The 20,159-nt window shown below is 51.5% G+C and carries 16 protein-coding genes and 4 tRNA genes; 3 read left to right on the plus strand and 17 right to left on the minus strand.

Features of this window, described 5'->3' with window-relative positions; translation table 11 throughout:
- Positions 1–85: 85 nt before the first annotated feature.
- Positions 86–361, minus strand: a complete 276-nt coding sequence (locus K4305_RS06140) for an HU family DNA-binding protein (protein ID WP_331561515.1) — start codon at positions 359–361, stop codon at positions 86–88.
- Positions 362–552: 191 nt separating this feature from the next.
- On the opposite strand from K4305_RS06140, the gene efp reads away from it, so the two are divergent.
- The 3 genes from efp to accC are packed head-to-tail and all read left to right on the plus strand — an operon-like array spanning position 553 to position 3,015.
- The gene (gene efp / locus K4305_RS06145; protein ID WP_331561574.1) at positions 553–1,119 is read left to right on the plus strand and encodes an elongation factor P; all 567 of its coding nucleotides are present in this window, start codon (positions 553–555) and stop codon (positions 1,117–1,119) included.
- Positions 1,120–1,170: 51 nt separating this feature from the next.
- Positions 1,171–1,650, plus strand: a complete 480-nt coding sequence (gene accB, locus K4305_RS06150) for an acetyl-CoA carboxylase biotin carboxyl carrier protein (protein ID WP_331561516.1) — start codon at positions 1,171–1,173, stop codon at positions 1,648–1,650.
- 21 nt (positions 1,651–1,671) lie between these two features.
- Positions 1,672–3,015, plus strand: coding sequence for an acetyl-CoA carboxylase biotin carboxylase subunit (gene accC / locus K4305_RS06155; protein ID WP_331561517.1), 1,344 nt, complete (start codon positions 1,672–1,674; stop codon positions 3,013–3,015).
- Between the two features lie 197 nt (positions 3,016–3,212).
- On the opposite strand, the gene rpoC is transcribed toward accC, so the two are convergent.
- The 16 genes from rpoC to eno form a co-directional block, all read right to left on the minus strand.
- Positions 3,213–7,706 (minus strand): DNA-directed RNA polymerase subunit beta', encoded by a 4,494-nt coding sequence (gene rpoC, locus K4305_RS06160; RefSeq protein ID WP_331561518.1) that lies wholly within the window; start codon positions 7,704–7,706, stop codon positions 3,213–3,215.
- 70 nt (positions 7,707–7,776) lie between these two features.
- Positions 7,777–11,682 carry a DNA-directed RNA polymerase subunit beta gene (gene rpoB / locus K4305_RS06165; RefSeq protein WP_331561575.1) on the minus strand — a complete coding sequence of 1,302 codons (3,906 nt, stop codon included), beginning with the start codon at positions 11,680–11,682 and terminating at the stop codon, positions 7,777–7,779.
- Between the two features lie 213 nt (positions 11,683–11,895).
- Entirely contained in the window at positions 11,896–12,273 is a 378-nt protein-coding gene (rplL, locus tag K4305_RS06170) for a 50S ribosomal protein L7/L12 (RefSeq protein ID WP_331561519.1), read from the minus strand.
- Between the two features lie 66 nt (positions 12,274–12,339).
- Complete coding sequence (gene rplJ / locus K4305_RS06175) at positions 12,340–12,858, minus strand: 50S ribosomal protein L10 (RefSeq protein ID WP_331561520.1); 519 nt, start codon at positions 12,856–12,858, stop codon at positions 12,340–12,342.
- A 17-nt stretch (positions 12,859–12,875) separates the two neighbouring features.
- A complete protein-coding gene (gene rplA / locus K4305_RS06180; RefSeq protein ID WP_331561521.1) occupies positions 12,876–13,565 on the minus strand; it encodes a 50S ribosomal protein L1 in 690 nt (229 codons plus the stop codon).
- 67 nt (positions 13,566–13,632) lie between these two features.
- Positions 13,633–14,058: a 50S ribosomal protein L11 gene (rplK, locus tag K4305_RS06185; RefSeq protein ID WP_331561522.1), complete on the minus strand. Its 426-nt coding sequence runs from the start codon at positions 14,056–14,058 to the stop codon at positions 13,633–13,635.
- A 44-nt stretch (positions 14,059–14,102) separates the two neighbouring features.
- Positions 14,103–14,678: a transcription termination/antitermination protein NusG gene (gene nusG, locus K4305_RS06190; RefSeq protein ID WP_331561523.1), complete on the minus strand. Its 576-nt coding sequence runs from the start codon at positions 14,676–14,678 to the stop codon at positions 14,103–14,105.
- Positions 14,679–14,700: 22 nt separating this feature from the next.
- Positions 14,701–14,892 carry a preprotein translocase subunit SecE gene (secE, locus tag K4305_RS06195; RefSeq protein WP_331561525.1) on the minus strand — a complete coding sequence of 64 codons (192 nt, stop codon included), beginning with the start codon at positions 14,890–14,892 and terminating at the stop codon, positions 14,701–14,703.
- 46 nt (positions 14,893–14,938) lie between these two features.
- Positions 14,939–15,011 (minus strand) — tRNA-Trp (locus tag K4305_RS06200).
- 26 nt (positions 15,012–15,037) lie between these two features.
- Positions 15,038–15,110 (minus strand) — tRNA-Thr (locus K4305_RS06205).
- A gap of 29 nt (positions 15,111–15,139) precedes the next feature.
- A tRNA-Tyr gene (locus K4305_RS06210) sits at positions 15,140–15,222 on the minus strand.
- A gap of 11 nt (positions 15,223–15,233) precedes the next feature.
- A tRNA-Thr gene (locus tag K4305_RS06215) sits at positions 15,234–15,306 on the minus strand.
- Positions 15,307–15,375: 69 nt separating this feature from the next.
- Positions 15,376–16,179 carry an SDR family NAD(P)-dependent oxidoreductase gene (locus tag K4305_RS06220; protein ID WP_331561526.1) on the minus strand — a complete coding sequence of 268 codons (804 nt, stop codon included), beginning with the start codon at positions 16,177–16,179 and terminating at the stop codon, positions 15,376–15,378.
- 28 nt (positions 16,180–16,207) lie between these two features.
- Positions 16,208–18,244, minus strand: coding sequence for a (E)-4-hydroxy-3-methylbut-2-enyl-diphosphate synthase (gene ispG / locus K4305_RS06225; RefSeq protein WP_331561527.1), 2,037 nt, complete (start codon positions 18,242–18,244; stop codon positions 16,208–16,210).
- Between the two features lie 38 nt (positions 18,245–18,282).
- On the minus strand, positions 18,283–18,771 hold the full coding sequence (locus K4305_RS06230) for an FtsB family cell division protein (RefSeq protein WP_331561528.1): 489 nt from the start codon (positions 18,769–18,771) through the stop codon (positions 18,283–18,285).
- Positions 18,698–20,011: a phosphopyruvate hydratase gene (gene eno / locus K4305_RS06235; RefSeq protein WP_331561529.1), complete on the minus strand. Its 1,314-nt coding sequence runs from the start codon at positions 20,009–20,011 to the stop codon at positions 18,698–18,700. The genes K4305_RS06230 and eno overlap by 74 nt, the downstream gene beginning before the upstream one ends.
- Between the last annotated feature and the right edge of the window lie 148 nt (positions 20,012–20,159).

Genomic DNA, 20,159 nt, shown 5'->3' on the forward strand with positions numbered 1-20,159 from the left:
AGAAAAATAGTATTGATAAAAAAAGTCCATCATGCCGAAGCCGATGATGGACTCTTCATGAACTCAGGATTCCAGCTCTTTTCGCTCAGGCGCCGACTTCGTCTTTCAGGGCTTTGCCTGGCTTGAACTTGACGACTTTCTTGGCCGCAATCGTAATAGACTCGCCTGTCTGAGGATTTCTGCCCTGTCTTTCAGCCCTGTCACCGGTTGAAAAAGTGCCGAAACCGACAAGCGTCACATCTTCACCGCTTTTCAATGATGCTGTAACAGCATTGATAAAGGCATTCACTGCACGCTCCGCATCGGCTTTAGTCAATCCTGCCTGTGAGGCTATTTTTTCTACTAACTCAGCTTTTGACATATGGCATGTTGTTATTGTTAAAGAAAACTTTTACAAGAGCTACTAATTGAGTGAATTTAAACAGCCACCCATTAAGTTGCAATGACTTTTTCAGCAAACAGCCTCATTACTCCTGCTGCATTTGAAATCGTCCCCGCCCGGTGTTATATTTCAAGTTCTTTTTGCAAACAGTAATCCGCTTCATCGAGCTTATGACGTCCATCAGCAATATTTCGAAAGGCTCTATCATCCGTTTCAAGGGGGAGCCCCATATTATCGAAAGTCTTGTCCATCGTACACCGGGAAACCTGCGTGCATTTTACCAGGCGAACATGAAAAACCTGAAAAGCGGCAGAAACGTAGAATACCGGTTCAGCGCTTCGGAATCGGTCGACCTGATTGTGACCGAACGGAAGCAGTACCAGTACCTCTACCGTGACGGAGATGACTATGTCATGATGGATACCGATACCTTCGATCAGATCAATGTGCCGGAACTCACCATCGGTTCATCCTCCCGCTTTCTCAAGGACGGCATTACGATGTTCATTATTTTTTCCGATGACGGCTCGATTCTCGATGTCGAATTGCCGACCTTCGTGGAAGTCGAGGTCATTGAAACAAGTCCTGCCACGAAGGATGACCGGGCAACAAGCGGAACAAAACCGGCAACGATTGAAACAGGTGCCGAGGTAAGTGTTCCCATGTTCATCCAGATCGGCAGCATCATCCGCGTCGATACCCGCACAGGAGAGTACATCGAACGTGTCAAAAAATAGCATTTCAACAACTTCCAGCCCGAGTGTTCACTATTCCAAGGAAACATTGCCATGAACCTGAATGAAATCAAACAGCTGATTGACATCGTCAACAGCTCGGACCTGCAGGAAACCATCATTGAAGAAGGGGCTTTTAAAATAACCCTTCGCAAGTATTCCACAGGCACGACCACCCAGATGATACCGGCCGTTCCGGCGGCACAGGCAGCTGCTTCCGGTACCTCAGCTCCGGCCCAGGCTTCGGCAATCGGTCTCCCGGCTGAATCGGACCAATCCCCTGCGGCTGCTTCGGGACTTATAGATATATGCTCTCCGATTGTCGGCACGTTTTACCGGTCCGCTTCACCCGATGCGGCTCCTTTCGTCAACGTCAACGACAGCATCCAGAAAGGCGATGTGCTCTGCATCATAGAAGCGATGAAGCTTATGAACGAAATAGAGGCGGAGATGTCGGGTACTGTTGTTGAAATTCTTGTCGAAAACGGACAGCCTGTCGAGTACAACCAGCTGCTGTTCCGAGTAAAACCATAACGTCTCGCCACTTAAGAAAACGTGTTTAACAAAATACTTGTCGCCAATCGCGGCGAAATAGCATTGCGTGTCATGCAGACCTGCCGTGAACTCGGCATCAGCACCGTTGCTGTCTATTCTACTGCAGATGCCGATTCCATTCATGTAAAATATGCCGATGAAGCTGTCTGCATCGGGCCTCCTTCATCGCGCGAGAGCTACCTGAACATATCGCGCATCATCGCCGCCGCCGAACTGACCAATGCAGACGCAATCCATCCGGGATACGGCTTTCTGGCTGAAAACGCGGACTTTGCCGAAGTCTGTTCGTCTTTAAACATAAAGTTCATCGGACCGACAGCGCGCATGATCAACCTTATGGGCGACAAGAACACTGCGAAATCCACCATGATCGCAGCTGGCGTACCGGTAGTTCCCGGAAGCCCGGGGCTCGTCATCGACCCGAAAGAAGCGCTTGAAACCGCAAAAAAAATCGGTTACCCGGTCATTATCAAGCCTACTGCCGGAGGCGGAGGAAAGGGAATGCGGGTAGTACACGAAGAAGGGCAGCTTGAAAAGGCGCTGCTGACTGCGAGAAACGAAGCCGAGCAGGCTTTCGGCAATAGCGGCGTCTACATCGAAAAGTTTCTTGAAAAACCTCGCCATGTAGAAATTCAGATACTTTCGGACCAGCATGGCAATACCATACACCTTGGTGAACGGGATTGCACGGTACAGCGACGCCATCAGAAACTCATCGAAGAGACCCCTTCTCCAGCAGTGGACGATGCATTGCGCATGGAAATGGGAGAAGCTGCCGTTGCCGCCGCAAAGGCAATCAATTACGAAGGCGCAGGAACCATAGAGTTTCTGCTCGACAAGCACAAGCGTTTTTATTTCATGGAGATGAACACCCGTATCCAGGTTGAGCACCCGGTTACGGAGGAGCGGTACAATGTCGATATCGTGAAGGAACAGATTATGATTGCTGCCGGCGGATCCATAGCCGGACGCACCTTTACTCCGAAAGGGCACTCCATCGAGTGCCGTATCAATGCCGAGGACCCGGAACATCTGTTCAGGCCGTCCCCAGGGAAACTGCAGGTATTCCATACCCCGGGCGGACATGGCGTCAGAGTGGATTCGCATGCCTATGCCGGTTATGTCGTCCCGCCTAACTACGACTCGATGGTTGCAAAGCTCATCGTAACCGCACAAAGCCGCGACGAGGCTATTGCAAGAATGTCAAGGGCCCTTGACGAATTCATCGTTACCGGAGTCAAAACCACCATTCCTTTCCATAAGCAGGTCATGCACTCTCCTGTCTTTATCGGAGGCGACTTCGATACCTCTTTCCTCGACTCTTTCAGGTTCGAAAAAAAGTAGCCTGACGGGTAATTCGACGAAAACAGAGAACGTTTCCCGGAAACAGAAAGGGCTGTCCTGAATCGGGGCAGCCCTTTCTGTTTCCGGCATCAATACAAAGTTAAAGGGTGAACTGCCATGACGTCATGACAATTCACCCTTTAACTTTTTTAATAAGCAACGGTTACGGCTTTTTACGCAGGACCCGGACAGTGCGTTTACATTCCTGTTTCCTCGCCTTCCCCTTCAGTCGTCGTCACTGGCTCTTCCACGCGGTCTGCGGCTTTCTGGGCTTCACCGCTCAATCTGATACTGCGGTAACGCTTCAGGCCCGTACCTGCAGGAATGAGCTTGCCGACAATAACGTTCTCCTTGAGTCCGAGAAGATTGTCTATCTTTCCGGAAACGGCGGCATCGGTCAGAACTTTTGTGGTCTCCTGGAACGACGCGGCAGAAATAACGCTCTCGGTCTGCAGAGCTGCACTGGTAATGCCAAGCAGCACCGGGTGAGAGGTTGCCTGAAGCGCAGGTTCGAAGACAACCATTTTCTTGCTGTTTTTACGAAGTTCGCGATTGAGCTTGGTAATATCGCGCATTTTGTACAGCTGTCCATCCTGAATCCTTGCCGGAGCATCTCCCCTGTCGGTTACCCTTACCTTCTCTGCAACGCTCTCGTTAGCCTCCATGAAAACGCTCCTGTCGATAAGATCGCCGGGAAGCAGCTCGGTGTCGCCCGGTTCTTCGATGCGAACTTTCTGCAGCATCTGGCGGACGATGACCTCAAGGTGCTTGTCGTTGATCTCGACGCCGGCGTTGATCTGGTAGACCTTCTGAATTTCGTTGACGAGATATTGCTGAACGGCATTAGGACCCTGAATCCTGAGAATATCCTGTGGAGACACAGCTCCATCAGTCATCGGATCACCCGCCTTGACCTCATCGCCCTCGTTGGCGAGTACATGCTTGCCGACCTGGACATAATAAATCTTTTCTTCGCCAAAATCGTTTTTAACCTTGATCTCCTTGCTGCTCCTGCGCTGCGAACCGAAACTCACGTATCCGTCGATCTCGGAAACGATAGCGGGATCTGACGGAATTCGAGCTTCGAAGAGCTCGGTCACTTTCGGGAGACCCGCGGTAATGTCGCCGCCGACGCGATCGAGGTTTCTGGGAACTTTCGCGACAACATCACCCGGAAGAACCTTCTGACCGTCCTCGACATAGAGGTTCGACTTGATCGGAACCGGATAGGTCTTCCTGATCTCGCCTGCCGTATCGATAATCATGATACGCGGTTCGCGCGTCTCGTTAGCACGCAGCTTCGAACGCCAGTTGATGATGGTATGCTGCGCGAAACCGGTCTGCGGATCGACCTCCTCTTTGTAGGTAACGCCTTTTTCAATATCGGCAAACCGCACCGTTCCAGGAATTTCGGCAATGATCTGGGTATTGTTGGGCTCGCTGCTGAAAAGCACCTGATCCTTTCTTACCATCTCGCCGTGCCTGCAGGCAAGATGGGCGCCATGAGGAATCACGTAGCGCTTCAGAATCTTGCCGGAATCGGGATCGACGATATTGATCTTGCCGTTCTTCTGTATCACGATAGTGCGAATCTCTTCGATGCCGTCCTCGTTGACGCTGCTGTGTTCGACGCTCTTGACGTCCTCGAATTCGACAACGCCTTCGTTGAATGCCTTGGTTTCGGTTTCGGAAATACCACCCTGTGCCGTACCGCCCTGGTGGAAGGTACGAAGCGTCAGCTGGGTACCCGGCTCGCCGATGGACTGGGCGGCAATGACGCCGACAGCTTCACCGATTTCGACAAGCTTGTGTACGGCAAGGTTCGTACCGTAGCATTTCGAACAGATGCCGACTTTTGATTCGCAGGTAAGCACCGAACGTATTTCCGCCTCTTCGACTCCCGCAGTCTCCTGAATGAGATCGGCAAGCTCATCGGTTATGATCTCTCCGGCCTTGACGACAGAGACATTGTTCAGGGTATCGTATATATCGCGAGCCGCTACGCGTCCGCGGATCTTCTCGCGGAATTTGATCTGCCCGCTGGTTTCTTCCTCGATGTTACGATGCACATGCAATCCCCTTGTCGTTCCGCAGTCGTCGATGGTGACGATGACATCCTGAGCCACATCGTGCAGCCTTCTGGTAAGGTAACCCGCGTCTGCGGTTTTCAGCGAAGTATCGGAAAGACCTTTACGTGCACCGTGGGTCGAAATGAAGTATTCGAGCACGGTAAGACCCTCCTTGAGGTTCGAGATAATCGGGTTTTCGATGATCTCGCCGGGCTGGCCGGACATGGATTTCTGCGGCCGGGCGATAAGACCTCTCATACCGGTAAGCTGCCGCACCTGTTCCCTGGAGCCTCGGGCTCCGGAATCGAGCATCATGTAGAGCGGATTGAATCCCTCGCGATCTCTCTTGAGTTTCTGGTAGGACTCTTCGGCAACGATGTTGGAGGTTTTCTGCCAGACGTCTACAATCTGGTTGTAGCGCTCGTTATCGGTAAGCGTACCGCGGTTGTACTCCTTGACGACCTTTGTGCTGTCCTTCTGGGCGCTCTTGATGTGTCTGACTTTGGTTTCTGGCACAATTGCGTCCGAAAGACCGACCGAAAGACCTCCTTTCATTGCGTAATGGAATCCTACCTCCTTGATATTGTCGAGGAAGCGCGCCGTTTCCACGTTGCCGACTTCGCTGCTCAACCGGCCGATAAGCTCCTTGGCCACCTTTTTATCGATCACCCGATTGATGAAGCCGATGGATGCCGGAACATGCTGGTTGTAAATGACCCTGCCGACCGTTGTGAGCAGCATCTTCTTTTCTTCGAGCTGTGAACGCAGCCATGCGTATTTTTCGCTCTTGTTATCGACGATGGTATCGAGCACTCTGAGAGGATCGAACTTCTGGTCGATCAGTCCGCTGTAGCTTACGAAAATCTGCGCATGGAGCCCCACTCGCTGTTCGTTATAGGCGATCAGCACGTCTTCCGTACTGTAGAAGATACGGCCTTCGCCCTCTTCGCCGGAGCGCGATTTTGTGAGGTAGTACATGCCGAGAACCATATCCTGCGAAGGAACGGTAACCGGCTTGCCGGACTGCGGCAGAATGAGGTTGTGCGACGACAGCATCAACAGCGACGCTTCGAGCTGCGCTTCCTGCGAGAGCGGAACGTGCACAGCCATCTGGTCACCGTCGAAGTCGGCGTTGAACGCCGTACAGACCAGCGGATGAATCTGGATAGCCTTGCCTTCGATAAGCACCGGCTGGAAAGCCTGAATACCGAGACGGTGCAGCGTCGGAGCACGGTTCAGGAGGACGGGACGTCCGTCGATCACCTTCTCGAGCACATCCCAGACAACGGGATCTTTCTTGTCGATAAGCTTTTTGGCTGACTTAACCGATTTTGCTATGCCGCGTTCGACAAGACGGCGGATAACGAATGGCTGAAACAGTTCGATGGCCATGCTTTTCGGAAGACCGCATTCGTGCAGCTTCAGCTCGGGACCGACAACGATAACCGAACGGCCGGAGTAATCCACCCTTTTGCCGAGCAGGTTCTGTCGGAAACGACCCTGTTTTCCCTTGAGGGCATCGGAAAGCGACTTCAACGGCCTGTTCGACTCGCCGGTCTTGACCGCATTTGCTTTCCTGGAATTATCGAACAGCGCATCGACCGCTTCCTGCAGCATTCGCTTTTCGTTCCGGAGAATCACCTCCGGTGCACGGATATCGATCAGCTTTTTCAGGCGGTTGTTGCGAATGATCACCCGACGGTAAAGATCGTTAAGATCCGAAGTGGCAAAACGTCCTCCCTCAAGCGGCACCAGCGGCCTCAGCTCGGGGGGGATGACCGGAACGACCTCCATAACCATGTACTCGGGCTTGTTGCCTTCATAGACATAGGGTTCGGGAAGTTCATCCTCGGGAAAGAGCGCAACGCTCTTTCTGCGGGTTTTCTTCTGGGGTTCATAGCTTTTCCTGAACGATTCGACGACCTTGAGGCGTTTGAGCGCATCGGCCCGTTTCTGCTCGGAACTGCTCTCGCGGAGCACTTTGCGCAGCGTGACGGCGGTTTCGTTCAGATCGATGTTTCTCAGGAGCAGGTGAATGGCCTCCCCTCCCATCTTTGCGACAAACTTTGCAGGATCGGTATCATCAAGATCCTGATTGTCTTCGTACTCGGTGATGATCTGGAAATACTGTTCCTCGGTCAGGCGGTCAAGTTTTTTGATGCCCTGTTTTTCGCCGGGCTCTCCCGGATTGATGACCACATAGACTTCATAGTATATAATTCTCTCGAGTTCCTTGGTTGAAAGATCGAGCAGTGCCCCTATCTTGCTGGGCACGGATCGGAAAAACCAGGTGTGCACGACCGGTACGGCCAGCGATATATGGCCCATACGCTCGCGCCTGACGCTTTTCGTGGTAACCTCCACGCCGCAGCGGTCGCAAATGATGCCCTTGTAGCGAACTCGCTTGTATTTACCGCAGTAACACTCCCAGTCCTTTGTCGGACCGAATATTTTTTCGCACATCAGGCCATCGCGCTCAGGCTTGAACGTACGGTAGTTGATGGTCTCCGGCTTGAGCACCTCGCCCCGCGAATGGGCGAGTATGCTTTCAGGAGACGCTATGCTGAATTTTATCTTTGAAAAATCACCTTTTAACGGTGATGCTCCCTGTGAAAAAATCATAGTCAATATCCTTCGTTAAACGACCGTTTTTATATCCCGTTAATGATCATACCGTTTTACAGCAACCTTACTAAGGAACTCTGTCATCGATACGGATTTCAAGACCGAGACCCTGAAGCTCGCGAACCAGCACGTTGAATGATTCGGGCGTGCCGGGTTCCGGCAGGTTCTGACCCTTGACGATAGCTTCATAGGTCTTGTTGCGGCCGATCACATCATCCGATTTGACCGTCAGCATCTCCCTGAGAATATTGGCCGCGCCGTAGGCTTCGAGCGCCCAGACCTCCATTTCACCGAACCTCTGGCCGCCGAACTGGGCTTTTCCTCCAAGCGGCTGCTGGGTAATGAGCGAGTAGGGACCCGTTGAACGGGCATGGATCTTGTCGTCGACCAGGTGGCTCAGCTTCAGCATATAGATGTAGCCTACCGTCACCTCGTCATCGAACTTCTCGCCGGTACGTCCGTCAAACAGACGAACCTTTCCGTGTACAGGCAGTCCGGCCTTTTCAAGCTCCTGCTGCACCTCTTCATAGGTCGCACCGTTGAAAATCGGAGTTTTGAACTTGACGCCGAGTTTTTTGGCAGCCCATCCGAGCGACGTTTCATACAACTGTCCGATGTTCATACGGCTCGGCACGCCAAGCGGATTGAGCACGATATCGACCGGAGTGCCGTCTTCCATGAACGGCATATCTTCGATGGGCAGTATTTTGCCTACAACGCCCTTGTTGCCGTGACGACCGGCCATCTTGTCGCCGACCTGAATCTTGCGCTTCTGGGCAATATAGACCTTTGCAAGCTCCTCGATGCCGGGAGGCAGTTCGTCTCCCACATTGAGTTTGTATTTTTCGTTTTCTCTCTCGTCGGCAATGTCTTTGAGCTTGAAACGGAACTCCTTGACAAGACGGATAAGATTGTCGTTCGCTTTCTTCGACTCGACAATACCTTTGGAGAAATCGATCGACTCGAGGAACGGCAGGCCGCTGAAACGGGCAAGAATACTCTCATCGAAAACCGTGCCTTCAGGAACCAGCACCTTGCCTTTATCACTGTAGATACCGGAACTCTTCTTGCCTTCGAGAATCTGGCCGAGCCATTTTGCAAACCGCTTGCGAAGATCGTACTCTTTCTGATCATACCGCTTGTCGACAGCTTCGATGCGTTCCCTGACGTCGAGGCCGACCTTTTTCTTGCGGCTGAACAGCTTTGTTTTGATAACGATACCCTTCATGCCTGCAGGAACATGCATCGAGGCATCCTTTACGTCGCTGGATTTATCGCCGAAAATCGCGCGAAGCAACTTTTCTTCAGGCGTGGGGTCGCTCTCGCCTTTCGGCGTGATCTTGCCGACAAGTATATCGCGCTCTTTGACCTCGGCGCCGATACGAACGATACCGTTTTCGTCGAGGTTCCTGAGCGCATCCTCGCTGACGTTGTATATGTCACGGGTAAACTGCTCTTCTCCTCGCTTGGTGTCGCGCACATTGGCTTCGAACTCGTGAATATGGATCGAAGTGAACACGTCATCGTAGACAAGCCGTTCGCTGAGGATAATTGCATCCTCGAAGTTGTACCCCCGCCATGGCATGAATGCCACCAGCACGTTTTTTCCGAGAGCCAGTTCGCCTTCTTCCGTCGATGAGCTGTCGGCAAGCACATCACCTTTCTGCACTCTCTGGCCAATCCGCACGAGCGGTTTCTGGGTTATGCATGTATCCTGGTTCGAACGTTTGAACTTGATGAGCTTGTAGGCTTTCAGACCCTCGTCGGGATCGAGCATCGATATATGGCCCCCGTTTTCAGCATCGATATCGTACCTGACCATGATACAGTCTGCGGTAACTTCTTCAACGACACCGGACTCTTCGGCAACAATGACCGAACGGGAATCCCTTGCTACTTTAGCCTCCATGCCGGTACCAACGACAGGCGCCTCGGAGGTAAGCAGCGGTACTGCCTGACGCTGCATGTTCGCGCCCATGAGCGCGCGGTTGCCGTCATCGTGCTCAAGAAAGGGAATAAGCGCCGCCGCTGCGCTGACGATCTGTACCGGAGAAACGTCCATGTAGTTAACATCCTCGGCAGGCACGAGCGGATAGTCGCCCTTCGTTCTCGCCTGCACGGACTCAACAGCGATCTTCTTCTGTTCGTCGAGCGGAATGCTGACCGGTACGGTAATCTTGTTCTCCTCATCCTCTGCGGAAAGCATCAGCACCGTATCGGTAACCTGCCCGTTCTCCACCACCCTGTAGGGAGTCTGTATGAACCCTTTGTCGTTGATTTCCGCATAAACCGACAACGAAGAGATCAGACCGATATTCGGGCCTTCAGGCGTCTCGATGGGACAAAGCCTGCCGTAATGGGTATAGTGGACGTCGCGAACCTCGAAGCCGGCACGCTCGCGGGTAAGACCGCCGGGGCCAAGCGCCGAAACCCTGCGCTTGTTTGTCATTTCGGCAAGCGGATTGGTCTGGTCCATGAACTGCGAAAGCTGGCTTGTGGCAAAGAAGCTCGACACCACGCTTGATACCGTGCGCGCGTTGATCAGGTCTGCAGGAGCGATCTTGTCTGAATCGCGTGAATTGAGCTTTTCGCGAACATTTTTTCCCATCCTTGCAAGCCCGACCACGAACTGGGCGGCGAGCTGCTCGCCCACAGAACGGACGCGGCGGTTTGCGAGGTGATCGACATCATCGACCTCAGCCTGGCCGTTGACCAGCTTGATAAGGTAGTTGATGACGGCAATGATGTCATAGTGCGTCAGTACAAGGATATCCTCACCCAGCGGCTCTTCGGAAAAAGACTGGATGGTCTGCAGGATTTTCTCGTAGATTCTGTCCGAAAGCTCTTTGAGTTCGGATTTGCCGACAAGATATGACCGAAGCTCCTCGAACTCCGTACCGAGCTTCTTGCGGATACGGTAACGTCCGACATCTCCGAGATCATACTTTTTCTGGTTGAAAAAGGTTCTTTCAAGGAAACTTCTCGCTGCATCGATATCAGGTGCCTCATTGGCACGCAACTCTTCGTAAACGATTTCAAGAGCTTCCTCTTCGGTTGCCGAGCTGTCGTTGAGAATGGTATTGATGATGATTGACTTGTCCTGCCCCTTGTCGTTGCCGGCGTAACTCTTCATGACCTTGACGGTCTTGTAGCCGGCCGCGAGGATCTGCTCGAAAATATCTTCGGTAATGGCGGTCCTTGCGCTGACGACCTCTCCGGTCTGCATATCGACAATGTCGGAAGCAAGATACTGTCCGATCAGCTGTTCTCTCTTTCCGGCGCTCAGCTTCACCTCATCGACGAGGTCGAAAAGGGCGAGAATGTCCTCGTCCCTGGCAAAACCGATCGCACGAAGAAGAGCGCTGACCAGAAAGTTCTTTTTCTGGTCGATATAGACGAAAATCTGGTTATTGATGTCTGTCTGAAACTCGATCCATGAACCTCTGGTAGGAACAATCTTGGCCGAGTACATCTTCTTGCCGTTCGGATGTATAGCTTCGCTGAACACGACGCCCGGAGAACGGTGAAGCTGGGCAACCACGACCCTCTCGGCACCATTGACAATAAAGGTGCCTCGCTCGGTCATATAGGGAATCCTGCCGAGATAGACCTCCTGCTGGATGGTCTCCTTCCAGTCGGCTTCATCCGGCTCGTCCTTGTAGGAGAGCTTGAGCTTAACCTTGAGCGAAACATCGTAGGTGAGTCCACGCTCTATACAATCCTCAACGGTATATTTGGGTTTATCGAAACTGTATGAGATATATTCAAGCAGATACAGGCCGCGCGTGTCGGTTATCGGAAAAGCGCTGCGAAGCACTCTTTCCAGACCCTGATCGCGACGCTTTGCGAGAGGAACACTGTCTTGAATAAAATTATGGAATGAATCTAACTGGACTTTTAATAAATCGGGAGGATCGATAATGCTTTGAATTTTCGAAAAGTCAATAGACGGTGTAGTTGTTGCATCAGCCACTTTCACATGCACCTCGCTTTTATCAATTGCATGAATTTCTTACAGATTTAAATCATAACAAAGAACCGTAAAGACTTTGCCGGAGAAGAGCATCCGGCGGAGCCTCACGCACATCACAACGGAAACTGTCATCCGGGCGAAACTAATACAAACGGACAAAGCTCCGTCTCTCTGGGAGACGGAGCTTGTTGTGGAAATGACTCGCTTGAAAGATCACTTCAGCTCTACAGCTGCCCCGGCATCTTTCAATTCTTTGGCGATTTTTTCCGCTTCATCCTTGGATACGGCCTCTTTAACCGTCTTCGGAGCGCCGTCGACAAGATCCTTCGCTTCTTTCAGTCCAAGACCGGTAAGGGCACGAACAACCTTGATCACGTTGATTTTGCTCTCGCCTGCGGCGGTCAGCACAACGTCAAATTCGGTTTTCTCTTCAACTGCAGGCGCGTCACCGGCAGGAGCCGCAGCGGCGATGCCTGCCACGATCGCTGGAGCAGCGCTGACACCGAATTTTTCTTCCAGGGCTTTTACGAGTTCAGATGCTTCTGTAAGGGTAAGCTTACCAATTTCCTCTACAAGTGTTTCGATGGACATTATTTCCCTCTCCTGTTTGTTATGTAATAAAGTATAAACTTGAGTGCGTAATAGACTTTTTTCTGACTACTGTTTCTGTTTGGCGATCTGATCGAGAACCGAAACGAGATTCCTTGCAACGGCATTGACAACCATCGGTACGGAAGTAATAACGTTGTTGATGAGCCCTGCGGTGCGGCCGATGTTCTCGGTTTTTCCGAGCATCTCCGAAAGCAGATTGAGCTTATCCTCACCGTAAACGACGCCGTCGATCGAAGCCATCTTGAACTTCAGCGCATCATTTGTTTTGCTGAACTTCCTGATGATTTTCGCTGGAGCGATCGGATCCTCGTACCCGAACGCCACAGCAGTGGTGCTCTTCAATCCGTCATCAAGCCTGTCGCCTCGCGAAATCTCCTGAAGAGCTTTCTTGACAAGGGTGTTTTTAATAACCTTATACTCGATGCCTGCTTTTCTGAACTCATTGCGAAGCTCGGCCATCTTTGCGACATTCAGACCCTGGTACTCTGTCAAATATATGCCCTGGGCCCTGCCGATCTTTTCGGCTACCTCCTGGACAATCTGCTCTTTTTTATCCCTTTTCATCGTATAAACCGTTTATGTTAGGCAACAAATTTTTCTTTCCTGACCTTAACGCTCGGAGACATCGTACTTGATACCGCAATTCCCTGCAGGTACTGTCCCTTGGCGGCAGAAGGCTTCAGACGTACCACCTCTCTGACGAAACTGGTAATATTCTCCACCAGATGTTCGGGCTGGAAGGAAATTTTCCCTACCGGAGCATGAACGTTTCCGGCTTTATCGACCCTGAATTCGATCTTTCCGGCTTTCACCTCTTTAACGGCTTTAGCGACATCCATGGTTACCGTCCCGGATTTCGGGTTCGGCATAAGGCCGCGAGGGCCAAGAATTTTGGCAACCTTGCCAAGCTGTCCCATCACGTCGGGTGTGGCGATGATAACATCGACGGCGGTCCATCCTGACTGGATCTTTTCGATATAATCCTCGAAACCGACAAAATCTGCGCCTGCTTCTTTTGCTTCTTCAGCCTTGGCTTCCTTGCACACAACCAGAACCGAGACGGTTTTACCCGTACCGTGAGGCAGCATTACCGTACCGCGGACAACCTGATCGGCATGACGAGGATCAACGCCCAGCTTCAAGGCGACATCAACCGTCGCATCGAACTTTACGTTGGTGATTTCAACAACTTTTCCGACAGCTTCAGCAAGATCGTACTCCTGGGTTCTGTCGAGCTTTGCCAAAGCTTCCCTGTATTTTTTTCCGGCCATTCTTTTATTTATGATATAGTGGTTAAAAAAGCGGCCAAAGGCCTCCCACACCAGCGCATACAGTCAATCAATCCTGTACAGTAATCCCCATGCTTCTTGCTGTACCCATAACCATCTGTTCGGCACCGGCAAGATCAACCGCATTGAGATCCTGCATTTTGAGCTCGGCGATTTTACGAACCTGTTCGGACGTAACGGTACCGACCTTGTTCCGGTTCGGCTCGCTGGAACCTTTCTGAAGCTTTGCTTCTTTCAGAAGCAGCACTGCGGCTGGCGGCGTTTTGGTGACGAACGTGAATGATTTGTCGGAATAAACGGTAATCACGACAGGAGTGATCATACCGGCTTCAGACTGGGTCTTCGCATTGAACTGCTTGCAGAACTCCATGATATTGACGCCTTTCTGACCGAGCGCGGGACCAACGGGAGGAGCAGGATTAGCTCCACCGGCAGGAATCTGAAGCTTGATAAAACCGATTACCTTTTTTGCCATAACCTCTTTCTATTCGGAAGCCTAAAGAAACTCAAGCCCCTTTATTATTGTGAAACTGACTTAACCTGTGAAAAATCCAATTCGGTAGGAGTGCTGCGACCGAAAAAACTGATCATGACCTTAACCTTCATGCGCTCCGTACAGACATCGTGAACAACGCCTGTAAGAGAGCTGAACGGACCGTCGATAACCTTGACCGAGTCGCCGACCCTGAACGGCGCCTCGATAACAGAGCGATGCTCAACGGCACTTTCAGGCACAAGTATTTTCTCAACCTCTTCGGGACGAAGCGGGGTGGGATTATCATCGACACCAAGGAACCCCATGACAGAAGGTATGTCGAGGATAAGATTTCGCGTCTGCTTGTCAAGAACTGCCTCTATGAGCACATAACCCGGAAAGGCGTTTTTGGTAAGACTCCGCTTTTTGCCGTTTTTGACCTCGACGAACCGCTCGTAAGGAACATAAACCTGAAGAATTTTATCCTCGAGACCGCACCGCAGCACCTCAGCCTCAATTCCCTCCTTAACCTTACGCTCGTGACCGGAATAAATCCTGAGTGCATACCATCTCGGGACCGGAATCATCTGCTCGTCAGCACTTTTTTTTCTCACACCCATCTCGATACCTCAACAGTGGTTATTATAATAACCGGCTCATAACTGAATTTATCACCCAATCGACAGCAAAGGTAAACAAGGCCAGTATACCCGAAACCGTCAACACCACTATGGTAAGATCTTTCGTCTCGTCCTTGGTCGGCCAGGTAACCTTGCGCATCTCACCCACTACATCACGATAGTACTGACCGATCTTTCCAGTAATTTTACTCATATACACAGCCCGCAACAAGAATCGTGAAAATATTCATGATAACCGGCACGTCAGGAGGGACTCGAACCCCCAACCTGCGGTTTTGGAGACCGCTGCTCTACCAATTAAGCTACTGACGTCTGTCAAACAACGCAAAACAGCGCGGAGCTGATGATCGGACTTGAACCGATGACCTCTTCCTTACCAAGGAAGTGCTCTACCGACTGAGCTACATCAGCCTCTCGGAAATCAACCTATAAAACATCTGTGGGTAGAGGAGGATTCGAACCTCCGAAGACATATGTCGACAGATTTACAGTCTGTTGCGTTTGGCCACTTCGCTATCTACCCATTATGATCAGAGCTGGTGATGGGACTCGAACCCGCAACCTGCTGATTACAAATCAGCTGCTCTACCAATTGAGCTACACCAGCAGCTCGTGTAAAAAACAGGGCAGGTAATATACCCTTCGTTTTTTTAAATACAAAGAAAAAAGAAACATTTTACTGCTTCCCTTTTGCTGCCGCAAGAAACCCCGATATCCTGGCCGCTACTGCGCGAGGAGTGAATCGCTGCGAAAAAACCAGAAAGAAATCAAGGAAAGTCGGATAAACCAGCATTCGAGGCTTTTCGATGCTGCGTAAAACCGCTCTTACGACTATAGCAATACCGTATACCGGCAACCTTATGCCTTGACGGTTATGGCCTGCCTTTTCAAGAAAACCGGTATCGACGAATCCCGGACAGACCGCGATAACGTTTATTCCGGTTCCGTCAAGTTCGACATGAAGCGCCTCGGTCAGGGTGATCATGAATGATTTCGTCGCCGAGTAGAGGGCAAGTCCGGGAACGCCCTGCGCGCCGCCAAGGGAAGCTATGCTGATTACTGTTCCTTTTCTCTCGGAGAGCATGTCCGGAAGAAACAGGCGAATCAGTTTTGCGGAAGCAATTACATTGACCGCCATGATTGCATCGAGATCATGAAAAGGCAGATCGCTGTAAACTCCAGCACGCGATATTCCTGCGCAATTGACCAGAAGTCTTATCGCAAGGTCATGCTCCTCAGCATAGCTGAAGACCCGTTCCGGCCCATGCTGTTCAGCGAGGTCCGACGCACAGCAGAACACCCTGACGCCGTAACCGTCACGAAGTTCCTCCGCCAATGCCTCAAGCAGATCCCCGGATCGGGCAACAAGCAGGAGATGATGACCTTTTCCGGCAAATGCTTCGGCAAGCGCACGGCCGATCCCCATCGACGCTCCTGTTACAAGCGTAACCGGCCGCCGTTTCAGTTCTTCGGAATGCATCGTGTAATAACAGGCTCCGGTCTTCCGGTTATTCCGGATCGACCCATCTGTCCCGCTCTTTTATGAGACCGATAAGCCTTTCAACAGCTCCGGCTTCGGGAATGTTATCCTCGACACAATCCTTTCCGACATAAAGACTGACGCGTCCTTTTCCTGATCCGACATAGCCGAAATCGGCATCGGCCATCTCGCCAGGACCGTTCACGATACAGCCCATGATGCCGATTTTCAAGCCCTTTAGATGCGAAAGCCTCTGCTTGATTGCGGCCGTAGCCTTCTCAAGTTCGAAATAGGTTCTGCCGCAGCCCGGACATGAAATGAATTCTGTTTTCGACATGCGGGTTCTGGCCCCCTGCAGAATATTGGCGCAAAGATCGACCTCCCCGGAAAGCGGCAGAGCGGTTTCCAGGGCGAGAATATCGCCGATGCCGTCGCAGAAAAGCGTTCCGGTCTGGATCGATGCTTCAATGATGGTACCCAACCGGTCTGCATCAGCGCTGCTGAACCGGACGACAAGCGGATAGTCGATGCCTTTCGCATTGAATTCACGCACAAGATGCCGGTATACATAAACCGTCGAACAGGAACGTATGGAAAAAAAGATGCGATCGATACCTCGCTCCAGAAGCTTTTCGGCAAGACGGACAAGAACCGCTGCAGGTACCCTCTCTCCGGTTTGTTCATGAATGAAACAGAATTCAAGGGCAGCTGGAGAATGCGGATCAAGCTTTGCAATAAAACCAGGATCGAGCGACTCTCCCTCCCGGATATCGAGCCTGACCTTGTACGCCTTTTCGGTCAAGACAGAAAACAGCTCGACATTTTCCGTAGAGACCGCGACATGCCGGGAAACATCCCCGAGTCGGGTAAACAGGGCATCGAGAAGAACAAGTTCTTCCGCACTGCAAAGCTGAAGGCTTACCAGTTCCGAACGAATCGCATCCATGGATTTTTCCGGAGCCAATCGCTGCAGCACTTCCCTGCAAGCCTCGTCAGTATCTGCAGGATTGGCGCGCAGGGCAGTTTCAATCCTTGGGACGTTATCTCCTCCGGTGTTGATATCGGCTACAACCACTGTTTTCGACCGGCGTCTGTTGTATCGGAACGGATCGAATGGGGGGGCGTGTTCAGGTGTCGTCCCCAATCGGCTCTCAACAACATGCTTGACCGGCAGATGGCCCCTGTCCCCTTTTACAAGATGGTAATCGTTATATTTTTTTACGATTGCAAAGCCGACCGGCACTTCGTTGACAGGATCTTCCGTCAGGGAAACCCTGATGGTATCTCCCAAACCGTCTTCGAGCAGGGCTCCGATACCCATTGCGGATTTGACCCGCCCCTCATCGCCGTCTCCGGCCTCGGTCACGCCAAGATGCAACGGATAGGCGTGGCGCAGTTCGCCGTCGGCTTTTTCGACAAGCAGCCGGTATGCCTGAATCATCACCCGGACATTGGAAGCCTTCATGGAAAAAAGCAGATCGTAATAACTGCTCTCTTCGCAAATCCGGGCAAATTCAAGCGCGGCTTCGACCATTCCTTCCGGCGAATTACCGTAACGGCTTACTATCCTGTCGGATAGCGACCCATGGTTGGTGCCGATCCGCATGGAAACGCCAAGCTCTTTCGCCCTCCTGACAAGGGGAAGAAACTCGTTCCTGATTTTGTCAACCTCCATCCGGTACTCGTCCTCGGTATACCCTTCGCTCGAGAATTTTTTCCGGTTCGCATAATTACCCGGATTGATACGTATGTTCTCGACATACTCCACGGCCTTCATGGCTGCCCGTGCGGAAAAATGAATATCGGCGACAAGCGGAGTATCGATGCCGTCGCGACGAAGCTGCGCTCTGATTTCACGAAGATTTTCAGCATCCCGCTCGGTAGGAACGGTCAGTCTTATAATTTCACAGCCCGCTTCATAGAGCTTCCTGCATTGCTCGACTGAAGCCGCGGTATCCATAGTATGGGTATTGGTCATCGACTCCACCCGGATAGGCTGATATCCTCCAAGCGCTATCGGACCGAAACTGACCTCTCTGGTAAAACGGCGACGGTAATGATACATGGAAAAGAAAAAATTGAAACGATGATATGATTATTGATTCATTCTTTGCCGCGAATTATGTAAAGAGTCTCTCCCTCCCTTCGGAAATTGTACCTTTCCCTCGCAGCTTTTTCAATGCTGTCTTTGTGAAAAGCGTTTCTGATACGCTGCTCGTTTTCGATAATGCGCTGCTGTTCTTCCCGGTGACGTTCAAGCAGCGTTCGATGCTCAGCTTCCATCCTGATTCTCTTCACAAGACCGTAGTCATCGAAGATGAACCAGATAATCATGAAAACGGACACGATCAGAAACAGAAATTTTTTTGGATTGGAACTGATAACATCCCATAAACCCTGAAAAATCCGCATTGCTTTGGACCCGATAACGTGAAAAACAGTTGACGATATTTTCCGGAAAAGCGAAAATCTCCTGAAAATGCAGAAGGAACCCGTGTCACCGGATTCCCTCGCTGCATCATACCCTGAAAGCGGCAGCTCCGGGGTACTTTGCCTGTCTGCCGAGTTCCTCTTCGATACGAAGCAGTTCATTGTACTTTGCCATTCGATCCGAACGCGACATGCTGCCGGTTTTAATCTGACCTGCATTAGTCGCAACGGCTATATGCGCTATGGTACTGTCCTCGGTTTCGCCGCTCCTGTGGCTGATGACCGAAGTATATCCGTTGCGTTTCGCCAGATCGATCGCCTGCAGCGTTTCTGTGAGTGTCCCTATCTGATTGACCTTGATGAGTATCGAGTTACCGACCCCGCGATCGATTCCCGATGCAAGCCGTTTGCTGTTGGTTACGAAAAGATCGTCACCTACAAGCTGTACGCGTCCCCCGATCTTGTCGGTAAGAATTTTCCATCCCTCCCAGTCATCCTCGGCCATCCCGTCTTCGATAGAGATGATCGGATAACGGTTTGCCCATGATTCCCAGTATTCTGCCATCTCAAGGGAATCGAGCTCCCTTCCTGAAGACTTCTTGAATACATATTTCTTCTTTTGTGCATCGTAGAATTCAGAACTCGCCGGATCAAGCGCAATCATGACCTGGCCGTCGCCGAGTCCTCCCGAAAATGCCGGAGAACCTGGCCGGTAACCGGCCTTGCCGATAGCCTCGATAACCAGTTCGATAGCTTCTTCATTCGATGAAAGATTCGGAGCGAAACCGCCTTCGTCGCCTACTGCTGTGCTGAGCCCCTTGCTTTTGAGCAGCGCTTTCAGGGCATGGAAAATCTCGGCACCGCAACGGAGAGCATCGCTGTATGTAGCAAATCCGGCAGGCATGATCATGAACTCCTGAAAATCCACGGTATTGTCGGCATGGGCGCCACCATTCAGCACATTCATCATCGGCACCGGCAGCGTATTTGCCATGGTGCCGCCGATGTATCGGTAAAGAGGCAGTCCTGAATATTCGGCGCCGGCTTTTGCGCAGGCAAGAGAAACCCCGAGCAGGGCATTGGCGCCAAGTTTCGATTTGTTGGCCGTACCGTCGAGTTCGAGCAGCGCCTCATCGATCTCCTCCTGTTCGGTCACAAGCATCCCTCTCAGCGCCTCGTTGATAACCGTATTGACATTATCTACCGCCTTGAGTACCCCTTTGCCAAGGTACGCGCCCGCATCGCCATCCCTGAGCTCGACCGCTTCATGAACGCCGGTGGATGCGCCGCTCGGCACTGCTGCTCTGCCGAACGAATTTTCGGTATACACATCGACTTCAACGGTAGGATTACCTCTTGAATCAAGAATCTGGCGGGCAAGAATTTTACTGATTACAGGCATGGCTCAGTATGGTTTTGGTTGTGATGAGACGATATCCGGCCGGAGTCAACGGCATCTTCGAAAATATGGGTTAATTCAACTAATTTATCCAATTTCCATGCGATTTCATTGCCACCGCATCACCTAATAATGCTTTTTTTTGTTTATT

This window comes from Chlorobium sp. (assembly GCF_036528655.1).
Taxonomy (GTDB): Bacteria; Bacteroidota; Chlorobiia; order Chlorobiales; family Chlorobiaceae; genus Chlorobium.